This is a genomic window from Streptomyces omiyaensis (genome assembly GCF_014650895.1).
GTDB lineage: Bacteria > Actinomycetota > Actinomycetes > Streptomycetales > Streptomycetaceae > Streptomyces > Streptomyces omiyaensis.
The window spans coordinates 25,048-42,180 of sequence record NZ_BMVV01000010.1; the positions used below are offsets into that span (position 1 = coordinate 25,048).

General features: G+C 74.3%; 22 protein-coding genes. 5 read left to right on the forward strand and 17 right to left on the reverse strand.

Annotated features, from left to right (window positions below; genetic code table 11):
• Positions 1–112: 112 nt before the first annotated feature.
• From trpM to hisI, 7 genes are all read right to left on the reverse strand, one after another.
• Positions 113–331: a tryptophan biosynthesis modulator TrpM gene (gene trpM, locus IE287_RS38585; protein ID WP_373307866.1), complete on the reverse strand. Its 219-nt coding sequence runs from the start codon at positions 329–331 to the stop codon at positions 113–115.
• Between the two features lie 25 nt (positions 332–356).
• Positions 357–1,166, reverse strand: coding sequence for an indole-3-glycerol phosphate synthase TrpC (trpC, locus tag IE287_RS18260; protein WP_189850140.1), 810 nt, complete (start codon positions 1,164–1,166; stop codon positions 357–359).
• A 131-nt stretch (positions 1,167–1,297) separates the two neighbouring features.
• Positions 1,298–1,780, reverse strand: coding sequence for a DUF2752 domain-containing protein (locus tag IE287_RS18265; RefSeq protein ID WP_189850141.1), 483 nt, complete (start codon positions 1,778–1,780; stop codon positions 1,298–1,300).
• A gap of 118 nt (positions 1,781–1,898) precedes the next feature.
• Positions 1,899–2,153 (reverse strand): HGxxPAAW family protein, encoded by a 255-nt coding sequence (locus IE287_RS18270; RefSeq protein ID WP_189850142.1) that lies wholly within the window; start codon positions 2,151–2,153, stop codon positions 1,899–1,901.
• Between the two features lie 118 nt (positions 2,154–2,271).
• The gene (locus IE287_RS18275; RefSeq protein WP_189850143.1) at positions 2,272–2,922 is read right to left on the reverse strand and encodes a TIGR02234 family membrane protein; all 651 of its coding nucleotides are present in this window, start codon (positions 2,920–2,922) and stop codon (positions 2,272–2,274) included.
• A 6-nt stretch (positions 2,923–2,928) separates the two neighbouring features.
• Entirely contained in the window at positions 2,929–4,428 is a 1,500-nt protein-coding gene (locus IE287_RS18280) for an anthranilate synthase component I (protein WP_189850144.1), read from the reverse strand.
• Between the two features lie 11 nt (positions 4,429–4,439).
• Positions 4,440–4,826, reverse strand: coding sequence for a phosphoribosyl-AMP cyclohydrolase (hisI, locus tag IE287_RS18285; protein ID WP_189850145.1), 387 nt, complete (start codon positions 4,824–4,826; stop codon positions 4,440–4,442).
• Between the two features lie 84 nt (positions 4,827–4,910).
• Here hisI and IE287_RS18290 point away from each other — a divergent pair, with 84 nt between their 5' ends.
• Positions 4,911–5,546, forward strand: a complete 636-nt coding sequence (locus IE287_RS18290; protein WP_189850146.1) for a TIGR03085 family metal-binding protein — start codon at positions 4,911–4,913, stop codon at positions 5,544–5,546.
• A 68-nt stretch (positions 5,547–5,614) separates the two neighbouring features.
• Here IE287_RS18290 and hisF read toward each other — a convergent pair whose 3' ends face one another.
• Genes hisF through hisD form a run of 8 tightly spaced genes read right to left on the reverse strand, consistent with a single transcriptional unit; the run spans position 5,615 to position 11,355 of the window.
• The gene (gene hisF, locus IE287_RS18295; protein ID WP_189850147.1) at positions 5,615–6,370 is read right to left on the reverse strand and encodes an imidazole glycerol phosphate synthase subunit HisF; all 756 of its coding nucleotides are present in this window, start codon (positions 6,368–6,370) and stop codon (positions 5,615–5,617) included.
• Positions 6,370–6,768, reverse strand: coding sequence for a RidA family protein (locus IE287_RS18300; RefSeq protein ID WP_189850148.1), 399 nt, complete (start codon positions 6,766–6,768; stop codon positions 6,370–6,372). Before IE287_RS18300 ends, hisF begins: the two co-directional genes overlap by 1 nt.
• Complete coding sequence (gene priA / locus IE287_RS18305; protein WP_189850149.1) at positions 6,765–7,493, reverse strand: bifunctional 1-(5-phosphoribosyl)-5-((5-phosphoribosylamino)methylideneamino)imidazole-4-carboxamide isomerase/phosphoribosylanthranilate isomerase PriA; 729 nt, start codon at positions 7,491–7,493, stop codon at positions 6,765–6,767. The genes IE287_RS18300 and priA overlap by 4 nt, the downstream gene beginning before the upstream one ends.
• Positions 7,490–8,137 (reverse strand): imidazole glycerol phosphate synthase subunit HisH, encoded by a 648-nt coding sequence (gene hisH / locus IE287_RS18310; protein ID WP_189850150.1) that lies wholly within the window; start codon positions 8,135–8,137, stop codon positions 7,490–7,492. Before hisH ends, priA begins: the two co-directional genes overlap by 4 nt.
• Positions 8,134–8,298 carry a CG2302 family histidine operon protein gene (locus IE287_RS18315; RefSeq protein ID WP_189850151.1) on the reverse strand — a complete coding sequence of 55 codons (165 nt, stop codon included), beginning with the start codon at positions 8,296–8,298 and terminating at the stop codon, positions 8,134–8,136. The genes hisH and IE287_RS18315 overlap by 4 nt, the downstream gene beginning before the upstream one ends.
• A gap of 2 nt (positions 8,299–8,300) precedes the next feature.
• Positions 8,301–8,894: an imidazoleglycerol-phosphate dehydratase HisB gene (hisB, locus tag IE287_RS18320; RefSeq protein ID WP_046907028.1), complete on the reverse strand. Its 594-nt coding sequence runs from the start codon at positions 8,892–8,894 to the stop codon at positions 8,301–8,303.
• The gene (locus IE287_RS18325; RefSeq protein ID WP_229883565.1) at positions 8,891–10,015 is read right to left on the reverse strand and encodes a histidinol-phosphate transaminase; all 1,125 of its coding nucleotides are present in this window, start codon (positions 10,013–10,015) and stop codon (positions 8,891–8,893) included. The genes hisB and IE287_RS18325 overlap by 4 nt, the downstream gene beginning before the upstream one ends.
• Positions 10,012–11,355 (reverse strand): histidinol dehydrogenase, encoded by a 1,344-nt coding sequence (gene hisD / locus IE287_RS18330; RefSeq protein WP_189850152.1) that lies wholly within the window; start codon positions 11,353–11,355, stop codon positions 10,012–10,014. Before hisD ends, IE287_RS18325 begins: the two co-directional genes overlap by 4 nt.
• Before the next feature lie 216 nt (positions 11,356–11,571).
• Here hisD and IE287_RS18335 point away from each other — a divergent pair, with 216 nt between their 5' ends.
• From IE287_RS18335 to ybaK, 4 genes are all read left to right on the forward strand, one after another.
• Positions 11,572–13,167, forward strand: a complete 1,596-nt coding sequence (locus IE287_RS18335; RefSeq protein WP_189850153.1) for an oxidoreductase — start codon at positions 11,572–11,574, stop codon at positions 13,165–13,167.
• Between the two features lie 150 nt (positions 13,168–13,317).
• Positions 13,318–14,364, forward strand: coding sequence for a hypothetical protein (locus tag IE287_RS18340; RefSeq protein ID WP_229883566.1), 1,047 nt, complete (start codon positions 13,318–13,320; stop codon positions 14,362–14,364).
• A gap of 11 nt (positions 14,365–14,375) precedes the next feature.
• Positions 14,376–15,113 (forward strand): LON peptidase substrate-binding domain-containing protein, encoded by a 738-nt coding sequence (locus IE287_RS18345; RefSeq protein WP_189850155.1) that lies wholly within the window; start codon positions 14,376–14,378, stop codon positions 15,111–15,113.
• A 27-nt stretch (positions 15,114–15,140) separates the two neighbouring features.
• A complete protein-coding gene (ybaK, locus tag IE287_RS18350; RefSeq protein WP_189850156.1) occupies positions 15,141–15,638 on the forward strand; it encodes a Cys-tRNA(Pro) deacylase in 498 nt (165 codons plus the stop codon).
• Between the two features lie 10 nt (positions 15,639–15,648).
• On the opposite strand, the gene IE287_RS18355 is transcribed toward ybaK, so the two are convergent.
• Together IE287_RS18355 and IE287_RS18360 are read right to left on the reverse strand one after the other, a co-directional pair.
• Positions 15,649–16,263 (reverse strand): DUF2567 domain-containing protein, encoded by a 615-nt coding sequence (locus IE287_RS18355; protein WP_189850157.1) that lies wholly within the window; start codon positions 16,261–16,263, stop codon positions 15,649–15,651.
• A gap of 34 nt (positions 16,264–16,297) precedes the next feature.
• Entirely contained in the window at positions 16,298–17,122 is an 825-nt protein-coding gene (locus IE287_RS18360; RefSeq protein WP_189850158.1) for an ABC transporter permease, read from the reverse strand.
• Positions 17,123–17,133: the final 11 nt, after the last annotated feature.

The following is a 17,133-nucleotide window of genomic DNA, read 5'->3' on the forward strand; positions in this document are numbered from 1 at the left end:
CGGGTTCAGGCGCGGGTGCGGAGGCACCCGCGGAGGGTGCCGTTCCGTCGTGCCCACCCGTTCCGCCCCAGCGGAACGACCGCCCACGACGGAACGAGGTCCGTGAGGCCCGTCAGGAGGACGCGCGCGAAAGGCGGGGGCGCCATCGCATGCCGTTGACCTGGCCCGGCTCGGAGCCGATGCAGTGCCGGACCCGCCGCCCGTGGACCCGCCGCGCGGGCGCCCGGCACCCGCGGGGCCGGCAGCCCCGGGCGAGCCGGGCGTGGGCCGGGACGGCGACCGCGCGCAGGCCGACGGGCCCCGGGGCCACGGAGCCCGGGGCGCTCGGCACGGCGCGGCAGGGGGTCACGGCCGGGTCAGCTCCGGCCGTGGCGCAGGGCCGGGTGGGCGCCGGCGGCGACGAGGTCGGCGACCGCGGTCTTCGGGTCGCGGCCGGTGACGAGGGACTCGCCGACCAGGACCGCGTCGGCGCCGGCGTTGGCGTACGCGATCAGGTCGTGCGGGCCGCGGACGCCGGACTCGGCGACCTTGACGATGTGGGCCGGGATCTCCGGGGCGACCCGCTCGAAGGTGGAGCGGTCGACCTGGAGGGTCTTGAGGTTGCGGGCGTTGACGCCGATGATCCGGGCGCCGGCCTCGACCGCGCGCTCGACCTCCTCCTCGTCGTGGACCTCGACGAGCGGGGTGAGCCCGATGGACTCGGCGCGCTCGATCAGGGAGACGAGGGCCTCCTGCTCCAGGGCCGCGACGATGAGGAGCGCGAGATCCGCTCCGTACGCCCGGGCCTCCCAGAGCTGGTAGGCGGTGACGATGAAGTCCTTGCGCAGGACGGGGATGTCGACCTTGGCGCGCACGGCCTCCAGGTCGGCGAGCGAGCCGCCGAAGCGGCGCTGCTCGGTGAGGACGGAGATGACCGCGGCGCCGCCCGCCTCGTAGTCGGCGGCGAGTCCGGCCGGATCGGCGATCGCGGCGAGCGCTCCCTTGGACGGGCTGGAGCGCTTGACCTCGCAGATCACCGTGACGCCGTCGCCGCGCAGCGCGGCGACACCGTCCTTGGCCTGCGGGGCCTTGGCGGCCCGCTCCTTGAGCTCGTCGAGGGAGACCCGCGCCTGCCGCTCTGCGAGGTCGGCGCGCACGCCTTCGATGATCTCGTCGAGCACACTCACGCGAGAGGCCCCCTTCCGGGACGGTGACGGTTCCACGGAACCTGATGAACACGGTTCAGCCACCTCCGATGGTATCCGCAGGTGGCCCTCTGATCCGCATCGAGCGGCGCGGTGTCCCAATTACTGGGACTTCACGGCGCCAGCGCGGAGCCGAACGGAAGGTTCCGGATCACCGCGAAAAGGGCGGTCAGCGCGCCGATCGCCCATCCCCAGGACGGTTTCGGGGCGATGCGGGTGGGCCTGCCGCGGACGGCGTGAACCAGCCACACCGCCATGAGGACGGCGCAGACCGCGTACCCCGCGACGGCCAGGGCGTTGGCACCGAGAGCGGTGACGAGGTCACCGTGGGCGACGGCGTGGGCGCTGCGCAGCCCTCCGCAGCCGGGGCAGTACAGGCCGGTGAAGCGGAGCAGCGGGCAGACCGGGTAGTGGCCGGGTTCGTTGGGGTCGACGGCGCCGACGTACGCGAAGGCGGCACCGGCCCCGGCGAGGGTGGCGAGCGGGGCGAGCAGCCGCCGGCCGAGCGGGCGGCGCCGGAACTCCTCGGCCTCCCGGAGGCCGGGGGGAGGCGGCGCGGCGGGCGGGGCGTGCGGCGGGGTCGGCTCGGCGGTCACGCGGTGATTGTCGCCCGGCACGCGCGACGGCGCAGCCCGGCGGTGCCGGACTGCGCCGTTCGGGTGGTTCCCGGCCCGCGCGCGTCGCGCGGCGGGCCTCAGGACCGGGTCCCGGGGATCAGGCGCGGGCGCGGATCGTGGCGGTCGCGCTCTCGCGGGCCGCCGAGACGGCCTCGGACTGCTTCGGCATGCCGAGACCGGCGATCTTCATGGCGCCGCCGACGACACCGCCGAGGACGATGACGCCGATACCGGCCCAGAAGCCGGGGAGGTTCGCCGCCACCATGAAGACTCCGGCGATGCAGAAGCCGATGAAGGAGATGATGACACCGGTCCAGGCGGCCGGGGTGTGTCCGTGGGCGCTGCCCGCCATGAGTTGCTCCTCGTAGATGTTGCTCGGTGGTGACGTCGAAGACGACGGCCGTCAGGTGATGACGGCGTCATTCTTCCGCACATGACCCCGCGGAGGTGACTCGGGGGGTCCCGGACGATCACGCGTCGTGCGTCGGGTCCTCGCCGCGGTCGAGCGCCTTCCACAGGTCCTCGGGCCGCTCGGGGTCGCCGGCGGCGGCCCGGCGGGGGGCGCGGGGGGCTCCGGAGCGCTCGTAGCGGCCGCCCATCGCGGGCCAGGTCTTGCCGTAGCGGAGGGCGAAGAGGCCGGCGACGAGGATGAGCAGGGCGCCCGCGGCGGCGACGTACGGCCAGGCCGTGTGGGTGAGGCCGGCGACGGCGGCGGCGGTGTCGCCGCTGATCCGGGCGGCCTCGGCGTCGAGGGCGGCGCTGTCGGAGGCTCCGAGGTAGGCCGCGAGGGCGGCGCCGGCGCCGCTGAGCGCGAGGAGCGCGGCGACGAGGGTGCGGCCGGTGCGGCGGACGGCGAAGACGGCGACGAGGGCGGCGAGGCCGACGATCGCGAGGGCCGTCGGGACGCCGGTGACGGCGCCGCCGTCGGCCTCGACGGGGACGGTGCCCCCGGCGACCGACGCGGTGCCCTCGGCCCAGATCTGGCCGGCGGAGAGCAGTACGACGGTGGCCCCGAGGGCACCGAGGAGCAGGGCGAGGGCGAGGCTCCGCCGGCCGCCGGAGGTGACGGCCGCGCGGGCGGCTCGGGGCTGGGGTACGGGTACGGCGCTCACGTACCCCACTATCCCCTACGGCCTGGGCGAACCCGTCATCCGGTTGGCGGTGTGCACGGCGCGGAGCACGGCGGCGGCCTTGTTGCGGCACTCGGCGTCCTCGGCGGCCGGATCGGAGTCGGCGACGACACCCGCTCCGGCCTGCACGTACGCGGTGCCGTCGCGGAGCAGGGCGGTGCGGATGGCGATGGCGGTGTCGGAGTCGCCGGCGAAGTCGAGATACCCGACACACCCGCCGTACAGGCCGCGGCGGGACGGCTCCAGCTCCTCGATGATCTGCATCGCGCGGGGCTTGGGCGCGCCGGAGAGGGTGCCGGCGGGGAAGCAGGCGGTGAGGACGTCGAAGGCGGTCCTCCCCTCGGCGACCCGGCCGGTGACGGTGGAGACGATGTGCATGACGTGGGAGTACCGCTCGATCGACATGAAATCGACGACCTCGACGGAGCCGGGGGCGCAGACCCGGCCGAGGTCGTTGCGGCCGAGGTCGACGAGCATGAGGTGCTCGGCGCGCTCCTTGGGGTCGGCGAGCAGCTCCTCGGCGAGGTCGTGGTCCTCCTGCGGGGTGGCGCCGCGGTGCCGGGTGCCGGCGATGGGGTGGAGCATCGCCTGCCCGTCCTCGACCTTGACGAGGGCCTCGGGGCTGGAGCCGACGACGTCGAAGCCGTTCTCGAAGCGGAAGAGGTACATGTACGGCGACGGGTTGGTCGCCCGCAGGACGCGGTAGACGTCGAGGGCGGAGGCGGTGCAGGGGGTCTCGAAGCGCTGCGAGGGGACGACCTGGAAGGCCTCGCCGGCCCGGATGCGCTCCTTGATGTCGTCGACGGCGTCCTGGTAGGCGGGGCCGCCCCAGAGCGCGGAGTACTCGGGCAGCTCGGAGGCGGGCAGGGCGACGGGGGTGGTGGCGACCGGGCGGGCCAGGTCGGCCTCCATCGCGTCGAGGCGGGCCACGGCGTGCGCGTGGGCCTCGTCGACGCCGGTCTCCAGGTCGTTGTGGTTGATCGCGTTGGCGATCAGGAGGACCGAGCCGTCCCAGTGGTCGAGGACGGCGAGGTCGCTGGTGAGGAGCATGGTGAGCTCGGGGAGCTCCAGGTCGTCGCGGCCGTGCTCGCCGATGCGCTCCAGGCGGCGGACGATGTCGTAGCCCAGGTAGCCGACCATGCCGCCGGTGAAGGGGGGCAGTCCGCCGGCCAGGTCGCGCGGGGTGTGGAGGGTCTCGACGGTGGCGCGCAGGGCGTCGAGCGGGTCGCCGTCGACGGGGACGCCGACCGGCGGGGTGCCGAGCCAGTGGGCCTCGCCGTCCTCCACGGTGAGGGTGGCGTCGCTGCGGACGCCGATGAAGGAGTAGCGGGACCAGCTGCGGCCGTTCTCCGCGGATTCGAGGAGGAAGGTGCCGGGGCGTTCGGCGGCGAGCTTCCGGTAGAGCCCGACCGGGGTGTCGCCGTCCGCGAGGAGCCTGCGGCTGACGGGGATGACGCGGCGGTCGGCCGCCAGCTTGCGGAAGGTCTCGAGATCCATGGCGCCAGACCCTACTCGGATGCCGGGAGCCCGGTGGCGGGCAGCAGCACGTCGGCGTCGAAGCAGGTGCGGGCGCCGGTGTGGCAGGCGGCGCCGACCTGGTCGACCTGGACGAGGAGCGTGTCGGCGTCGCAGTCGAGGGCGACCGCCTTGACGTGCTGCACGTGTCCCGAGGTGTCGCCCTTGACCCAGTACTCGTTCCGGCTGCGGGACCAGTAGGTGCACCGGCCGGTGGTGAGGGTGCGGTGCAGGGCCTCGTCGTCCATCCAGCCGAGCATGAGCACCTCGCCGGTGTCGTACTGCTGGGCGATGGCGGGGACCAGGCCGTCGGTGCTGCGCTTGAGGCGGGCGGCGATGGCCGGGTCGAGGTCGCTGGGGGTCCGGGGCGTGCTGCTCATGGCGCCATTGTGCCGTGGACCGGGGGCGTGTCCGGCCGGACGTCCACTGGGCGGACGGCGCGGCGCGGCCGTAGGCTGGCGGACATGTCGACGCATGCCACACGTGAACGGCTTCTGCTCGCTGATCTGTTGGAGGCCGCGGGAGCGGACGCCCCCACGCTCTGCGAGGGCTGGCGCACCCGGGACCTCGCGGCGCACGTGGTGGTGCGGGAGCGGCGGCCGGACGCGGCGGCCGGGACGCTGGTGCCCGCGCTGCGGGAACGGCTCCGGCGGGTGCAGGACGAGTTCGCCGCGAAGCCGTACGAGGAGCTGGTCCGGCTCGTGCGCACGGGTCCGCCGCGCTTCTCCCCGTTCACGATCAAGCAGGTGGACGAGGGGGCGAACGTCGTCGAGTTCTACGTGCACGCGGAGGACGTGCGGCGGGCCCAGCAGGGCTGGTCGGCACGGGAGCTGGACCCGGTCTTCTCGGACGTCCTGTGGTCCCGCCTGGAGAGGGGCGCCCGGCTGCTCGGGCGGAAGGCGCCGGTCGGGCTGGTGCTGCGGCGCCCGAACGGGCAGACGGTGGTGGCGCACAAGGGGACCCCGGTGGTGACGGTCTCCGGGGAGCCGGGCGAGCTGACGATGTACCTGTACGGGCGTACGGAGGTGGCGAAGGTCGGCCTGGAGGGCGATCCGGACGCCATCGAGCTGCTGAGCGCGACGAAACAGCTGGGGATCTAGGCCTTCCCCTCGTATCCGGTCGTGGAGAAGGGCCCCCGAGGGGGCCCTTCCCACCAGCGGAACGCGCCTCAGCGGACCTCGTGGCCCGCTTCCCGCAGCGTCTCCTTGACCTGGCCGATCCGCAGGTCGCCGAAGTGGAAGACGGAGGCCGCGAGCACCGCGTCCGCGCCGGCCTCGACGGCCGGCGCGAAGTCGGCGAGCCTGCCGGCTCCGCCGGAGGCGATCACCGGCACGGTGACGTGCTTGCGCACGGCCGTGATCATCTCGGTGTCGTAGCCGTCCTTGGTCCCGTCCGCGTCCATCGAGTTGAGCAGGATCTCCCCCGCCCCCAGCTCGGCGGCCCGGTGCGCCCACTCGACGGCGTCGATGCCGGTGCCCTTGCGGCCGCCGTGCGTCGTCACCTCGAAGGAGCCGGAGGGCGTCCGGCGCGCGTCCACCGAGAGCACCAGGACCTGGCGGCCGAAGCGCTCGGCGATCTCCTGGATCAGCTCCGGGCGGGCGATGGCGGCCGTGTTGACGCCCACCTTGTCCGCACCGGCCCGCAGCAGCTTGTCCACGTCCTCCGCCGAGCGGACGCCGCCGCCGACGGTGAGCGGGATGAAGACCTGCTCGGCGGTGCGGCGCACCACGTCGTAGGTGGTCTCGCGGTTGCCCGAGGAGGCGGTGATGTCGAGGAAGGTCAGCTCGTCGGCGCCCTCGGCGTCGTACAGCTTGGCCATCTCGACGGGATCGCCCGCGTCCCGCAGGTTCTGGAAGTTGACGCCCTTGACGACCCGGCCGTTGTCCACGTCCAGGCAGGGGATCACTCGTACGGCGAGTCCCATCAGGCCTCCTCTCCCCGGTACGCCTCGACCTCGACCTCGACGACCAGGCGGGGGTCGACGAAGCCGGAGACGATGATCATCGAAGCGGCCGGGCGGACCTCGTCGAACAGCTCCTTGTGGGCGCGGCCCACCTCGTCGACGTCCCGCGCGTGGGTGAGGTACATGCGGGTGCGGACGACGTGCTCGGCGCCGAGGCCCAGCTGCTTCAGCGCGTCGAAGGCGACGGCGAAGGAGTTGACGGTCTGCTCGTACGGACCGCCGTCGGCGATCTGGCCGTCGACCACGGAGGTGCAGCCGGAGACCAGCACGGTGCCGTTGGACAGCTCGACCGCGCGGGAGTAGCCGAACTGGTCCTCCCAGGGGGCGCCGGTGACGACCTTGCGCACGGATCCGGTCATACGGCGGCCACCGCCTGCAGGGCCTCCTCCAGGGTGAACGCCTTGGCGTAGAGCGCCTTGCCGACGATCGCGCCCTCGACGCCCAGGCCGGTCAGGCCGGCGAGGGCCCGCAGGTCGTCCAGGGAGGAGACGCCGCCGGAGGCGACGACGGGCTTGTCGGTGGCCGCGCAGACGCTCTTCAGCAGCTCGACGTTGGGGCCGGTGAGGGTGCCGTCGCGGCCGATGTCGGTGACCACGTAGCGGGCGCAGCCCTCGGAGTCGAGGCGGGCCAGCGTCTCGTAGAGGTCGCCGCCCTCGCTGGTCCAGCCGCGGCCCTTCAGGGTGGTGCCGCGCACGTCGAGGCCGACGGCGATCTTCCCGCCGTGCTCGGCGATGACCTTGGCCACCCACTCGGGGGTCTCCAGGGCGGCGGTGCCCAGGTTGACCCGGGTGCAGCCGGTGGCGAGGGCCGCGGCGAGCGAGGCGTCGTCGCGGATGCCGCCGGAGAGCTCGACCTTGATGTCCATCGCCTCGGTGATCTGGCGCACCAGGTCGCGGTTGTCGCCGGTGCCGAAGGCGGCGTCCAGGTCGACGAGGTGGAGCCACTCGGCGCCGGAGCGCTGCCAGGCCAGCGCCGCCTCCAGGGGGGAGCCGTAGGAGGTCTCGGTGCCGGACTCGCCGTGCACGAGCCGGACGGCCTGGCCGTCACGCACGTCGACGGCGGGGAGGAGTTCGAGAGTGCTCACAGGGTTCCGATCCAGTTGGTGAGGAGCTGGGCTCCGGCGTCGCCGGACTTCTCGGGGTGGAACTGGGTGGCCGTCAGGGCGCCGTTCTCGACGGCGGCGACGAAGCGCTCGCCGTGGGTGGCCCAGGTGACCTTGGGGGCCCGGATGTTCTTGTTGCCGATCTCCAGGGTCCACTCGCGCACCGCGTAGGAGTGCACGAAGTAGAAGCGGGCGTCGGCGTCGAGCCCGGCGAAGAGCTCGGTGTCGGCGGGCGCCTCGACGGTGTTCCAGCCCATGTGGGGCACGACGGGGGCGTCCAGCGGGCCGACGGTGCCGGGCCACTCGTCGAGGCCCTCGGTCTCCACGCCGTGCTCGATGCCGCGCTCGAAGAGGATCTGCATGCCGACGCAGATGCCCATGACGGGGCGGCCGCCGGAGAGCCGGCGGCCGACGATCCAGTCGCCGCGGGCCTCCTTGAGCCCCTGCATGCAGGCGGAGAAGGCGCCGACGCCGGGGACGAGGAGCCCGTCGGCGTTCATCGCCTTCTCGTAGTCGCGGGTGATCTCCACGTCGGCGCCGACCCGCGCGAGCGCGCGCTCGGCGGAGCGCACGTTGCCGAAGCCGTAGTCGAAGACGACGACCTTCTTGGGGGAGCTCGTCGTCATGACCACACGTCCAGCCGCAGCACGCCGGCGGCGAGGCACATGGCGGCGCCGACGGAGAGCAGCACGATGAGGCCCTTGGGCATCTGCTGCTTGACGAAGGAGTAGATGCCGCCGAGCAGGAAGAGCCCGACGACGATCAGGATGGTGGAGAGGCCGGTCACGGTTAGAGCGCGCCCTTCGTGGAGGGGAGGATTCCGGCGGCGCGCGGGTCGCGCTCGGAGGCGTACCGCAGGGCGCGGGCGAGCGCCTTGAACTGGCACTCCACGATGTGGTGGGCGTTGCGCCCGTACGGCACGTGCACGTGCAGCGCGATCTGCGCCTGGGCCACGAAGGACTCCATGATGTGGCGCGTCATGGTGGTGTCGTACGAGCCGATCATCGGCGCCATGTTCTCCGGCTCGGTGTGCACCAGGTAGGGGCGGCCGGAGAGGTCGACGGTGACCTGGGCGAGGGACTCGTCCAGGGGGACCGTGCAGTTGCCGAAGCGGTAGATGCCGACCTTGTCACCGAGGGCCTGCTTGAAGGCGGCGCCCAGCGCGAGGGCGGTGTCCTCGATGGTGTGGTGGGAGTCGATGTGGAGGTCGCCGTCGGTCTTCACGGTCAGGTCGAACAGACCGTGCCGGCCGAGCTGGTCGAGCATGTGGTCGTAGAAGCCGACCCCGGTCGACACGTCGACCTTTCCGGTGCCGTCGAGGTCGATCTCGACGACGACGGAGGTCTCCTTGGTGGTGCGCTCCACGCGGCCTACGCGGCTCATGCGTCCTGCTCCTTCTTCAACTCACGAACCGCGTCGAGGAACGCGTCGTTCTCATCGGGGGTGCCGGCGGTGACGCGCAGCCAGCCCGGTACGCCGTTGTCCCTGACCAGGACGCCCCGGTCGAGGATGCTCTGCCACGCTTCGTGCGCGTCGGGGAAGTGGCCGAACTGGACGAAGTTGGCGTCGGAATCGGTGACCTCGTAGCCGGCCGCGCGCAGCTCGGCGACGAGGCGGTCGCGCTCGGCCTTGAGCTGCTCGACGTACCCGAGGAGGGTGTCGGTGTGCTCCAGGGCGGCGAGCGCGGTGGCCTGTGTGACGGCGGAGAGGTGGTACGGCAGCCGGACCAGCTGCACGGCGTCCACCACGGCCGGGTGGGCGGCGAGGTAGCCGAGGCGGAGTCCGGCGGCGCCGAAGGCCTTGGACATGGTCCGGGAGACCACCAGGTGCGGCCGGCCCTCCAGGAGGGGCAGCAGCGAGTCCCGGTGGCTGAACTCCACGTACGCCTCGTCGACCACGACCAGCGAGGGCCTGGCGGCCTGCGCGGCCGTGTACAGCCGCTCGACGACCTCCGCCTCGACGGCGGTGCCCGTGGGGTTGTTGGGCGAGGTGATGAAGACGACGTCGGGGGCGTGCTCCGCCACGGCCGCCTCGGCGGCCTCGACGTCGATGGTGAAGTCCTCGTTGCGCGGACCGGAGATCCAGCCGGTGCCGGTGCCGCGGGCGATCAGGGCGTGCATCGAGTACGAGGGCTCGAAGCCGATCGCCGTGCGGCCCGGGCCGCCGAAGGTCTGGAGCAGCTGCTGGAGGACCTCGTTGGAGCCGTTGGCGGCCCACACGTTCTCCAGGGCCACCGGGTGCCCGCCGGTGCGGGTGAGGTAGCGGGCCAGCTCGGTGCGGAGCTCCACCGCGTCCCGGTCGGGGTAGCGGTTGAGGCCGCGGGCGGCCTCGGCGACCCGCTCCGCGATCCGGGCGACCAGGGGCTCGGGCAGCGGGTAGGGGTTCTCGTTGGTGTTCAGCTGGACGGGCACGTCCAGCTGCGGGGCGCCGTAGGGCGACTGGCCCTTCAGTTCCTCGCGGATCGGCAGGTCGTCGATCCCGATGGTCTCGTTCGTGTCGCTCACTTGCTCTCGGGCACCTTCCAGCCGAACCTGGCCTTGATCGCGGCGCCGTGGGCCGGGAGGTCCTCGGCCTCGGCGAGGGTGACCACGTGGTGGGCCACGTCGGCCAGCGCGTCGCGCGTGTAGTCCACGATGTGCACGCCGCGCAGGAAGGACTGCACGGAGAGGCCCGAGGAGTGGCAGGCGCAGCCGCCGGTGGGCAGGACGTGGTTGGAGCCGGCGCAGTAGTCGCCGAGGGAGACCGGAGCCCAGGGACCGACGAAGATCGCGCCCGCGTTGCGGACCCGGTCGGCGAGGGCGGCGGCGTCGGCGGTCTGGATCTCCAGGTGCTCGGCGCCGTAGGCGTCGACGACCTTGAGGCCGTCCTCCAGGTCGGTGACGAGGACGAGCGCGGACTGCCGGCCGGCCAGGGCCGGGGCGATCCGGTCGTCGACGTGCTTGGAGACGGCGACCTGGGCCTTCAGCTCGGCCTCGACGGCCTCGGCCAGCTCCGGGGAGTCGGTGACGAGGACGGAGGCGGCCATCGGGTCGTGCTCGGCCTGGCTGATGAGGTCGGCGGCGACGTGCGCCGGGTCGGCGGTGGAGTCCGCCAGGACCGCGATCTCGGTCGGTCCGGCCTCGGCGTCGATGCCGATGCGGCCCTTGAGGAGGCGCTTGGCGGCGGCGACGTAGATGTTGCCGGGGCCGGTGACCAGGTTGACCGGCTCGCAGCCGGGCTCGTCGGCGGTGCCCTCGGTGCCGTAGGCGAACATCGCGATCGCCTGGGCGCCGCCGGCCGCGTAGACCTCGCCGACGCCGAGGAGGGCGCAGGCGGCGAGGATCGTCGGGTGCGGCAGGCCGCCGAACTCCTTCTGCGGCGGGGAGGCGACGGCGACGCCCTCGACGCCCGCCTCCTGGGCCGGGACCACGTTCATCACGACGGAGGACGGGTAGACGGCGCGGCCGCCCGGCACGTACAGGCCGACGCGGTCGACCGGGATCCACTTCTCGGTGACCGTGCCGCCGGGCACGACCTGGGTGGTGTGGGTGGTGCGGCGCTGGTCGCGGTGGACCAGGCGGGCGCGCCGGATCGACTCCTCCAGGGCCGCGCGGACGGCCGGGTCGAGCTCGTCGAGGGCGCGGGCGATCGCCTCGGCGGGGACCCGGAGGCGGTCCAGGCGGACGCCGTCGAATTTCTCCCCGTAGTCGATCACCGCGGCCGCGCCATGATGCCGGACGTCCTCGCAGATCGGCCGCACCTTCTCCAGGGCGGCTTCCACGTCGAACTCGGCACGGGGCAGCAGGTCGCGCAGGGCGGAACCCTCGGGGAGGGCCTCACCGCGCAGATCGATTCGAGAGATCACGGGTCAATTCTCTCAGACGGCCATCGGGCCCGGACTCCCGTATCACTGGCTGATACACGGCTTGCCGCACGTCGATACGCGCCACTGTGGCGTCTGCTCGCCACTCCTGACCGTTAGCGTTCAGTCCGTCACAGCACGGGAAGAACGACTGTACGAATCCACGACTCCCGGTGAGCGGAGTGGTGGGAGCGCATCGGGGAGAGCGAGGGGGCGGCAGTGACCGAGCCGCACGAGGACGGGATGCCGGACGGTCTCACGGGCCCGGAGCGGGCCGTGTGGCAGGCGTTCCGGATCGGCAGGACCTGCGATCTGACGGAGGGGGTGCCGGAGCGGGACGACCCGTTCGGGGAGCTGCCGTGGGGGCCGGAGCGGAGCGTGCGCGCGGACGTGGTGGCGGCGCTGCTGCTCGACGGGCCGCCGGCCCGGTCGGGCCGGGTCGCGGCGCTGAAGCTGCGCGGGGTGCGGATCACCGGCGTGCTGGACCTGGCGGGCGGGTCCGTAGCGCCCTACGTGGAGCTGCACGGCTGCCGCTTCGACGGCGAGGTGGTGGTGCCCGAGGCGCGGTTCGGCACGCTGCGGATGGTCGGCTGCGCGCTCCCCCGCCTGGAGGCGGCCCGGCTGCACACGGAGGGCGATCTGCACCTGCCGCGCTGCCGGGTCCGGCAGGGCATCCGGCTGACGGACGCGCAGATCGGCACCGACCTGCTGATCAACCAGATCCAGGTGTGGCCGGACGGGCGGGGCCGGGCGATCACGGCCGACGGCATGGTGGTGGCGCAGGACCTCCAGGCCGAGCTGATCGAGACGTACGGCGAGTTCAGCCTGCGCGGGGCGAAGGTCGGGGTCTCGCTCAGCCTGCGGGGCAGCGTGCTGCGCGCGGCCCAGGGCCGCCGCGCGCTGAACGCCCCCCAGCTGACCGTCGAGCGCACCCTCTACCTCAACGCGGCCTGGGTGTACGAGGGCGGCAGCGGCTCCACGGCCACTCCGCCGTACGGCGTGGCGCCGGTCCGGGACTCCCGCCGCAAGCCGGTCGAGTTCCACGGCGGAGTGCGGCTGGACGACGGGCGGTTCGGGGACGCGGTGGACCTGAACCGCGCCCGCTTCCTGCTCAGCGGGGCCCGCCGGGAGGAGCTGTCGCTGCGCCGGATAGCCACCCCGGAGCTGCGGTTCAACGGCGAGCGCCCGGAGGAGGGCCGGGTGGTGCTGAACGGCGCGCGGGTGGTGACGCTGATCGACCTGTCGACGAGCTGGCCGGGCCCCGGCGGCCTGTCCATGAGCGGCTTCGTCTACGAGAACCTGGTGCCGTACGGCCACTTCCCGCTGACCCGGCGGCTGGAGTGGGTGGCGGCGGCGACCCCCGAGTACGCCCCGGAGCCGTACGAGCGGCTGGCGACGGTGCTGCGCAACAGCGGGGAGGACGCGGACGCCCGCGAGGTGCTCCTCGCCAAGCAGCGGCGCAGACGCGAGACCCTGCCGGTCGCGGGGAAGCTGTGGGGGTACGTCCAGGACTGGACGGTGGCGTACGGCTACCGGCCCGGCCGGGCGGCGCTGTGGATGGCGGTGCTGTGGGCGGCGGGCACGCTGGCCTTCTCGCGGTACCGGCCGGTGCCGATCAAGGAGGGCGAGGGGCCCGCGTGGAACGGCACGCTCTACGCCCTGGACCTCCTCCTGCCGGTGATCACGCTCGGGCAGGACGGCTACTGGCGGCTGGAGGGCGGCTGGCAGTGGGCGGCCGCGGTGCTGATCCTCCTCGGCTGGATCCTGGCCACGACGGTCGCGGCGGGCGCGACCAGGCTCCTGCGGCGCGGCTGACGGGCCGAGCCGCCCGCGTCCCCGGCCGGGGGCGCTCGCACGCGCGGGCGAGCGGGCGTGACGGCCGGGGGGAGACCGGGTGAGATCCGGGTGAAGGCGGGCCGGCGGGGCGGGCCCCGAGGGGTCCGCGGTGGGAAGATGCGTCCTGCCATGTCCTTCCTCCGTGCCCTGGTCGGCACCCTCCGTTCGACCCGGCACGCCCCGCGTCTCGCCGAGGGGCTGACGCCGGACGACGACGTGTTGCTGGACGCCCCCGACGAGCGGCTCGCCCCGGCCCTGGTGGCCGCCGCCCTCGGTGATCCGGAGCCCGCCGCGAAACTGCTGGCGACCACCCGGGACGCCGCGGAGTGGGAGGACCGGGACCGCTACGTGACCCGGCTGGCCACCTTCGCGTACGGCAGGGGCGAGTGGCTGGAGCGGTGGCGGGAGGTCGCGCCCCGGGACCCCGACGCGCTGCTGGTGTCGGCGCAGCTGGCGGTGCGCCGGGCCTGGGAGTCGCCGGCCCGGGCGGAGCGGCTGCGCGAGCTGGACCCGCTGCTGCGCCGGCTGGCCGGGGAGGCGGGCCGCGACCCGGTGCCGTGGCGGCTCGCGCTGGACCACGCGCGCGGGGCGCACGCGGGGCACGCGGTCTTCGAGGGGCTCTGGGAGCAGGCCCTGCTCCGCTCCCCGCACCACTACGGCTGCCACGTGGCCGCGCTGAAGTACCTGTCGGCCCAGTGGTACGGCTCGCACCGGGCCGCCTTCGACTTCGCCGAGCAGGCGGCCGACGACGCGGTGGACGGCTCGCTGGTGCGGGCGCTGCCGGTGCGCGCCGGGTACGAGGCCCTGCGCCCGCTGCCGGGCGCCGGGCGGGACCGGGCGGCGGAGCCGGTGGCGGACGGTCCGCGGATCGACCGGGCGGCGGACCGGGGCCGGGCGCTGTCGGCGGCGTTCGCCGCGGGCGACCCGTGGCCGGCGGAGGCGCGGAACCTGCTGGCGTACGTGCTGGTGGCGCGGGGACGGTGGGCCGAGGCGCGGGACGAGTTCGGCCGTACGGGGCCGTACGCGACCTCCTTCCCCTGGGCGGTCGGCGGCCATGATCCGCTCCGCCGGTTCCTGGCCACCCGGGACCGGACGCGGACGGAGCTGGCGCGGCGGACACCGCTGTGGGAGCGGGCCGGTGGAATCCCCGGACGGAGCGGTCCGCGCGGCCATTAGGCTTGGCCGCTGTGACCACCGCTCGCCTGCCCCTCTTCCCGCTCAACGCGGTGCTTTTCCCGGGCCTCGTGCTGCCGCTCAACGTCTTCGAGGAGCGGTATCGCGCCATGATGCGCTCGCTGCTCGACATCGACTCCTCCGAGCCGCGGCGATTCGCCGTGGTCGCGATCCGGGACGGGCAGGAGGTCGCGCCGACCGCGCCCGGCATGCCCGACCCGACGGCGCTGCCGGAGAGGGGCCCGGGGGCCGGCTTCGGCCCCGACCCGCTCCGGAGCTTCCACCCGGTGGGGTGCGTCGCGGACGCGGCGAGCATCCGGCAGCGGGGGGACGGCTCGTACGAGGTGATGGTCACCGGCACCACCCGGGTGCGGCTGCGCGCGGTGGACGCGAGCGGCCCGTTCCTGACGGCGGAGACCGAGGAGATCCCGGAGGACCAGGGCGAGGAGGCGGAGGCGCTGGCCGAGGGGGTGCTGCGGGCCTTCCGGGCGTACCAGAAGCGCCTCGCGGGGGCCCGGGAGCGGTCGCTGACCACCTCCGAGCTGCCCGACGACCCCTCGGTGGTGTCCTACCTGGTCGCCGCGGCGGCGATGGTGGACGTGCCGACGAAACAGCGGCTCCTGGAGGCACCGGACACCACGGTCCGGCTGCGCGAGGAGCTGGCCCTGCTGCGCGCCGAGACGGCGGTGCTGCGGCACCTGCCCTCGCTGCCGGCGGTGGAGCTGACCCAGGCGCCGACCTACCCGAACTGACGGACCGAGGGAACCGCGGAGGTCCCGGTGGCGAAGAAGAAGCAGAAGAACGGCGGCGGCACCCCGGCGACGGTGGCGCTGGCCTCGGCCGGCACCGCGTACACCCTGCACGCCTACGAGCACGACCCGGCCGCCCCGTCGTACGGCGAGGAGGCGGCGGAGGCGCTCGGCGTCACGCCCGACCGGGTCTTCAAGACGCTGGTGGCGGACGTCGACGGGGAGCTGACGGTGGCGGTGGTGCCGGTCGCCGGCCAGCTGGACCTGAAGGCACTGGCGACGGCGGTCGGCGGCAAGCGGGCCGCGATGGCGGACCCGGCGGCGGCCGAGCGGACCACCGGCTACGTCCGGGGCGGGATCTCCCCGCTGGGGCAGCGGAAGCGGCTGCGCACCGTGCTCGACTCCTCGGCGTCGGAGCACACCACGATCTGCGTCTCGGCGGGCCGGCGGGGCCTGGAGGTCGAGCTCTCCCCCGCCGACCTGGCCGCGCTGACCTCCGCGGTGCTGGCCCCGATCGGCCGCGGCTGACCGGGGGCGCTCAGCGCTTGCCGGCGTCCCAGGGGCCCGGTTCCGGGTCGCGGGGGCCGAGGAGCCCGGTCAGCAGCAGGTGAACGACGGTCGCGGCGAGCGGCCAGGCCAGCATCGCGGCGGCGCCCATCTGGAGCTTCAGGGGGGCGTCGAAGACGACTTCGGGGCCGACGGCCTTGGCGTGCGCGATCACGTCGGCGGTCGGCCCGAGCTTCGTCCCCAGCCACCAGGCGAGCAGCGAGCCGAGGACGCCGCCGACGGCGAGCCCCAGGACGAGCGGGACGCCGCCCTTGCGGCGGACGAGGAAGACGACGAGTCCGGCGACCGCGCCGAAGGCGAGGGCGAGGAGGACGAAGGTGCCGTCGGCGCCGATCGCCGCCTCGCCCTCGGAGTCGCGCAGGTAGACGCCCTTGCCGTCGGAGATCAGCTGGACGGTGGGGGCGAGCCACACCCAGAGCACGCCGAGCACGGCGCCGGCGACCGCCGAGGCGGCCGTGACCACGAGACCCTGGACGACCTCGGCCGCCGTGATCGGGTCGCCGTCCGGACCCTGGTACGGCGGGGGCGGCGGGGGCCACTCGGGATCGTGCGGCGGCGGCTGCGAGGGCGTCAGGGGTGCGGTCACCCCGCCATCGTGCCAGGTGTGCCCGTGGCCCGCCTCAGCGGACCGCGGCCCTGCGGTAGGCCCAGGTGGCGAGGGCCAGCGACAGGACGCCGACCACGCCGCAGACGGCCAGGTCGAGGGCGACGGCCGTCCAGTCCGGGTGCCGGTCGAAGGCGCGGGCCAGGGCCTCGACGCCGTACGTGGAGGGCAGCAGGTCGCGGGCCCAGAGGATCGGCTCCGGCATCCGCTCGGCCGGCAGCACGCCGAGGAGCAGCGCGGCGGACATGCCCAGCTGGCCGAGGAGGGTGGCCAGTTCCTGGCGGGGAGCGAGCAGCCCGAGGGCGGCGCCGACCCCGGCGAGGGCGGCGCCGGAGAGCGGGACGACGGCCGCGAGCAGCCACAGGTGCCCGAGCGGCAGGCCGAAGAGGACGGCCCCGGTGACGGCGGTGACCAGGGTGCCGGGGACGGTGAAGGAGGCGTACGCGCCGGCGGCGCCGAGCACCACGGCGGCGGGCGGCACGGGCAGGGTGGCGTAGTGGTCGAGGCCGCCGTCGGCGCGCAGCCGGCCGAAGTACTGGGCGAGCAGGTTGAGGGCGACGAAGGCGACCACGAGGACGGTGGAGCCGGCCACGACGGCCCGGGCCTCGGAACCGCCGTCGACGACCCCGCGCATCATGATCATGATGCCGATGGACTGGAAGGTGGCGACGAAGAGCAGCGGGATGCGGGCGACCCGGGCCCGGCTGAGCTGCGCCTTGTAGACGGCGGCGAGGGAGGGCAGCAGCCGGGCGGGCGGGGCGAGGGGCGCGGCCTCCTCGGCGTCCCGGGCCGCGGGGGCCGGCACGCCGGCCGACAGGGCCTCGGCGGGCAGGGTGCTCAACGCGGACAGCT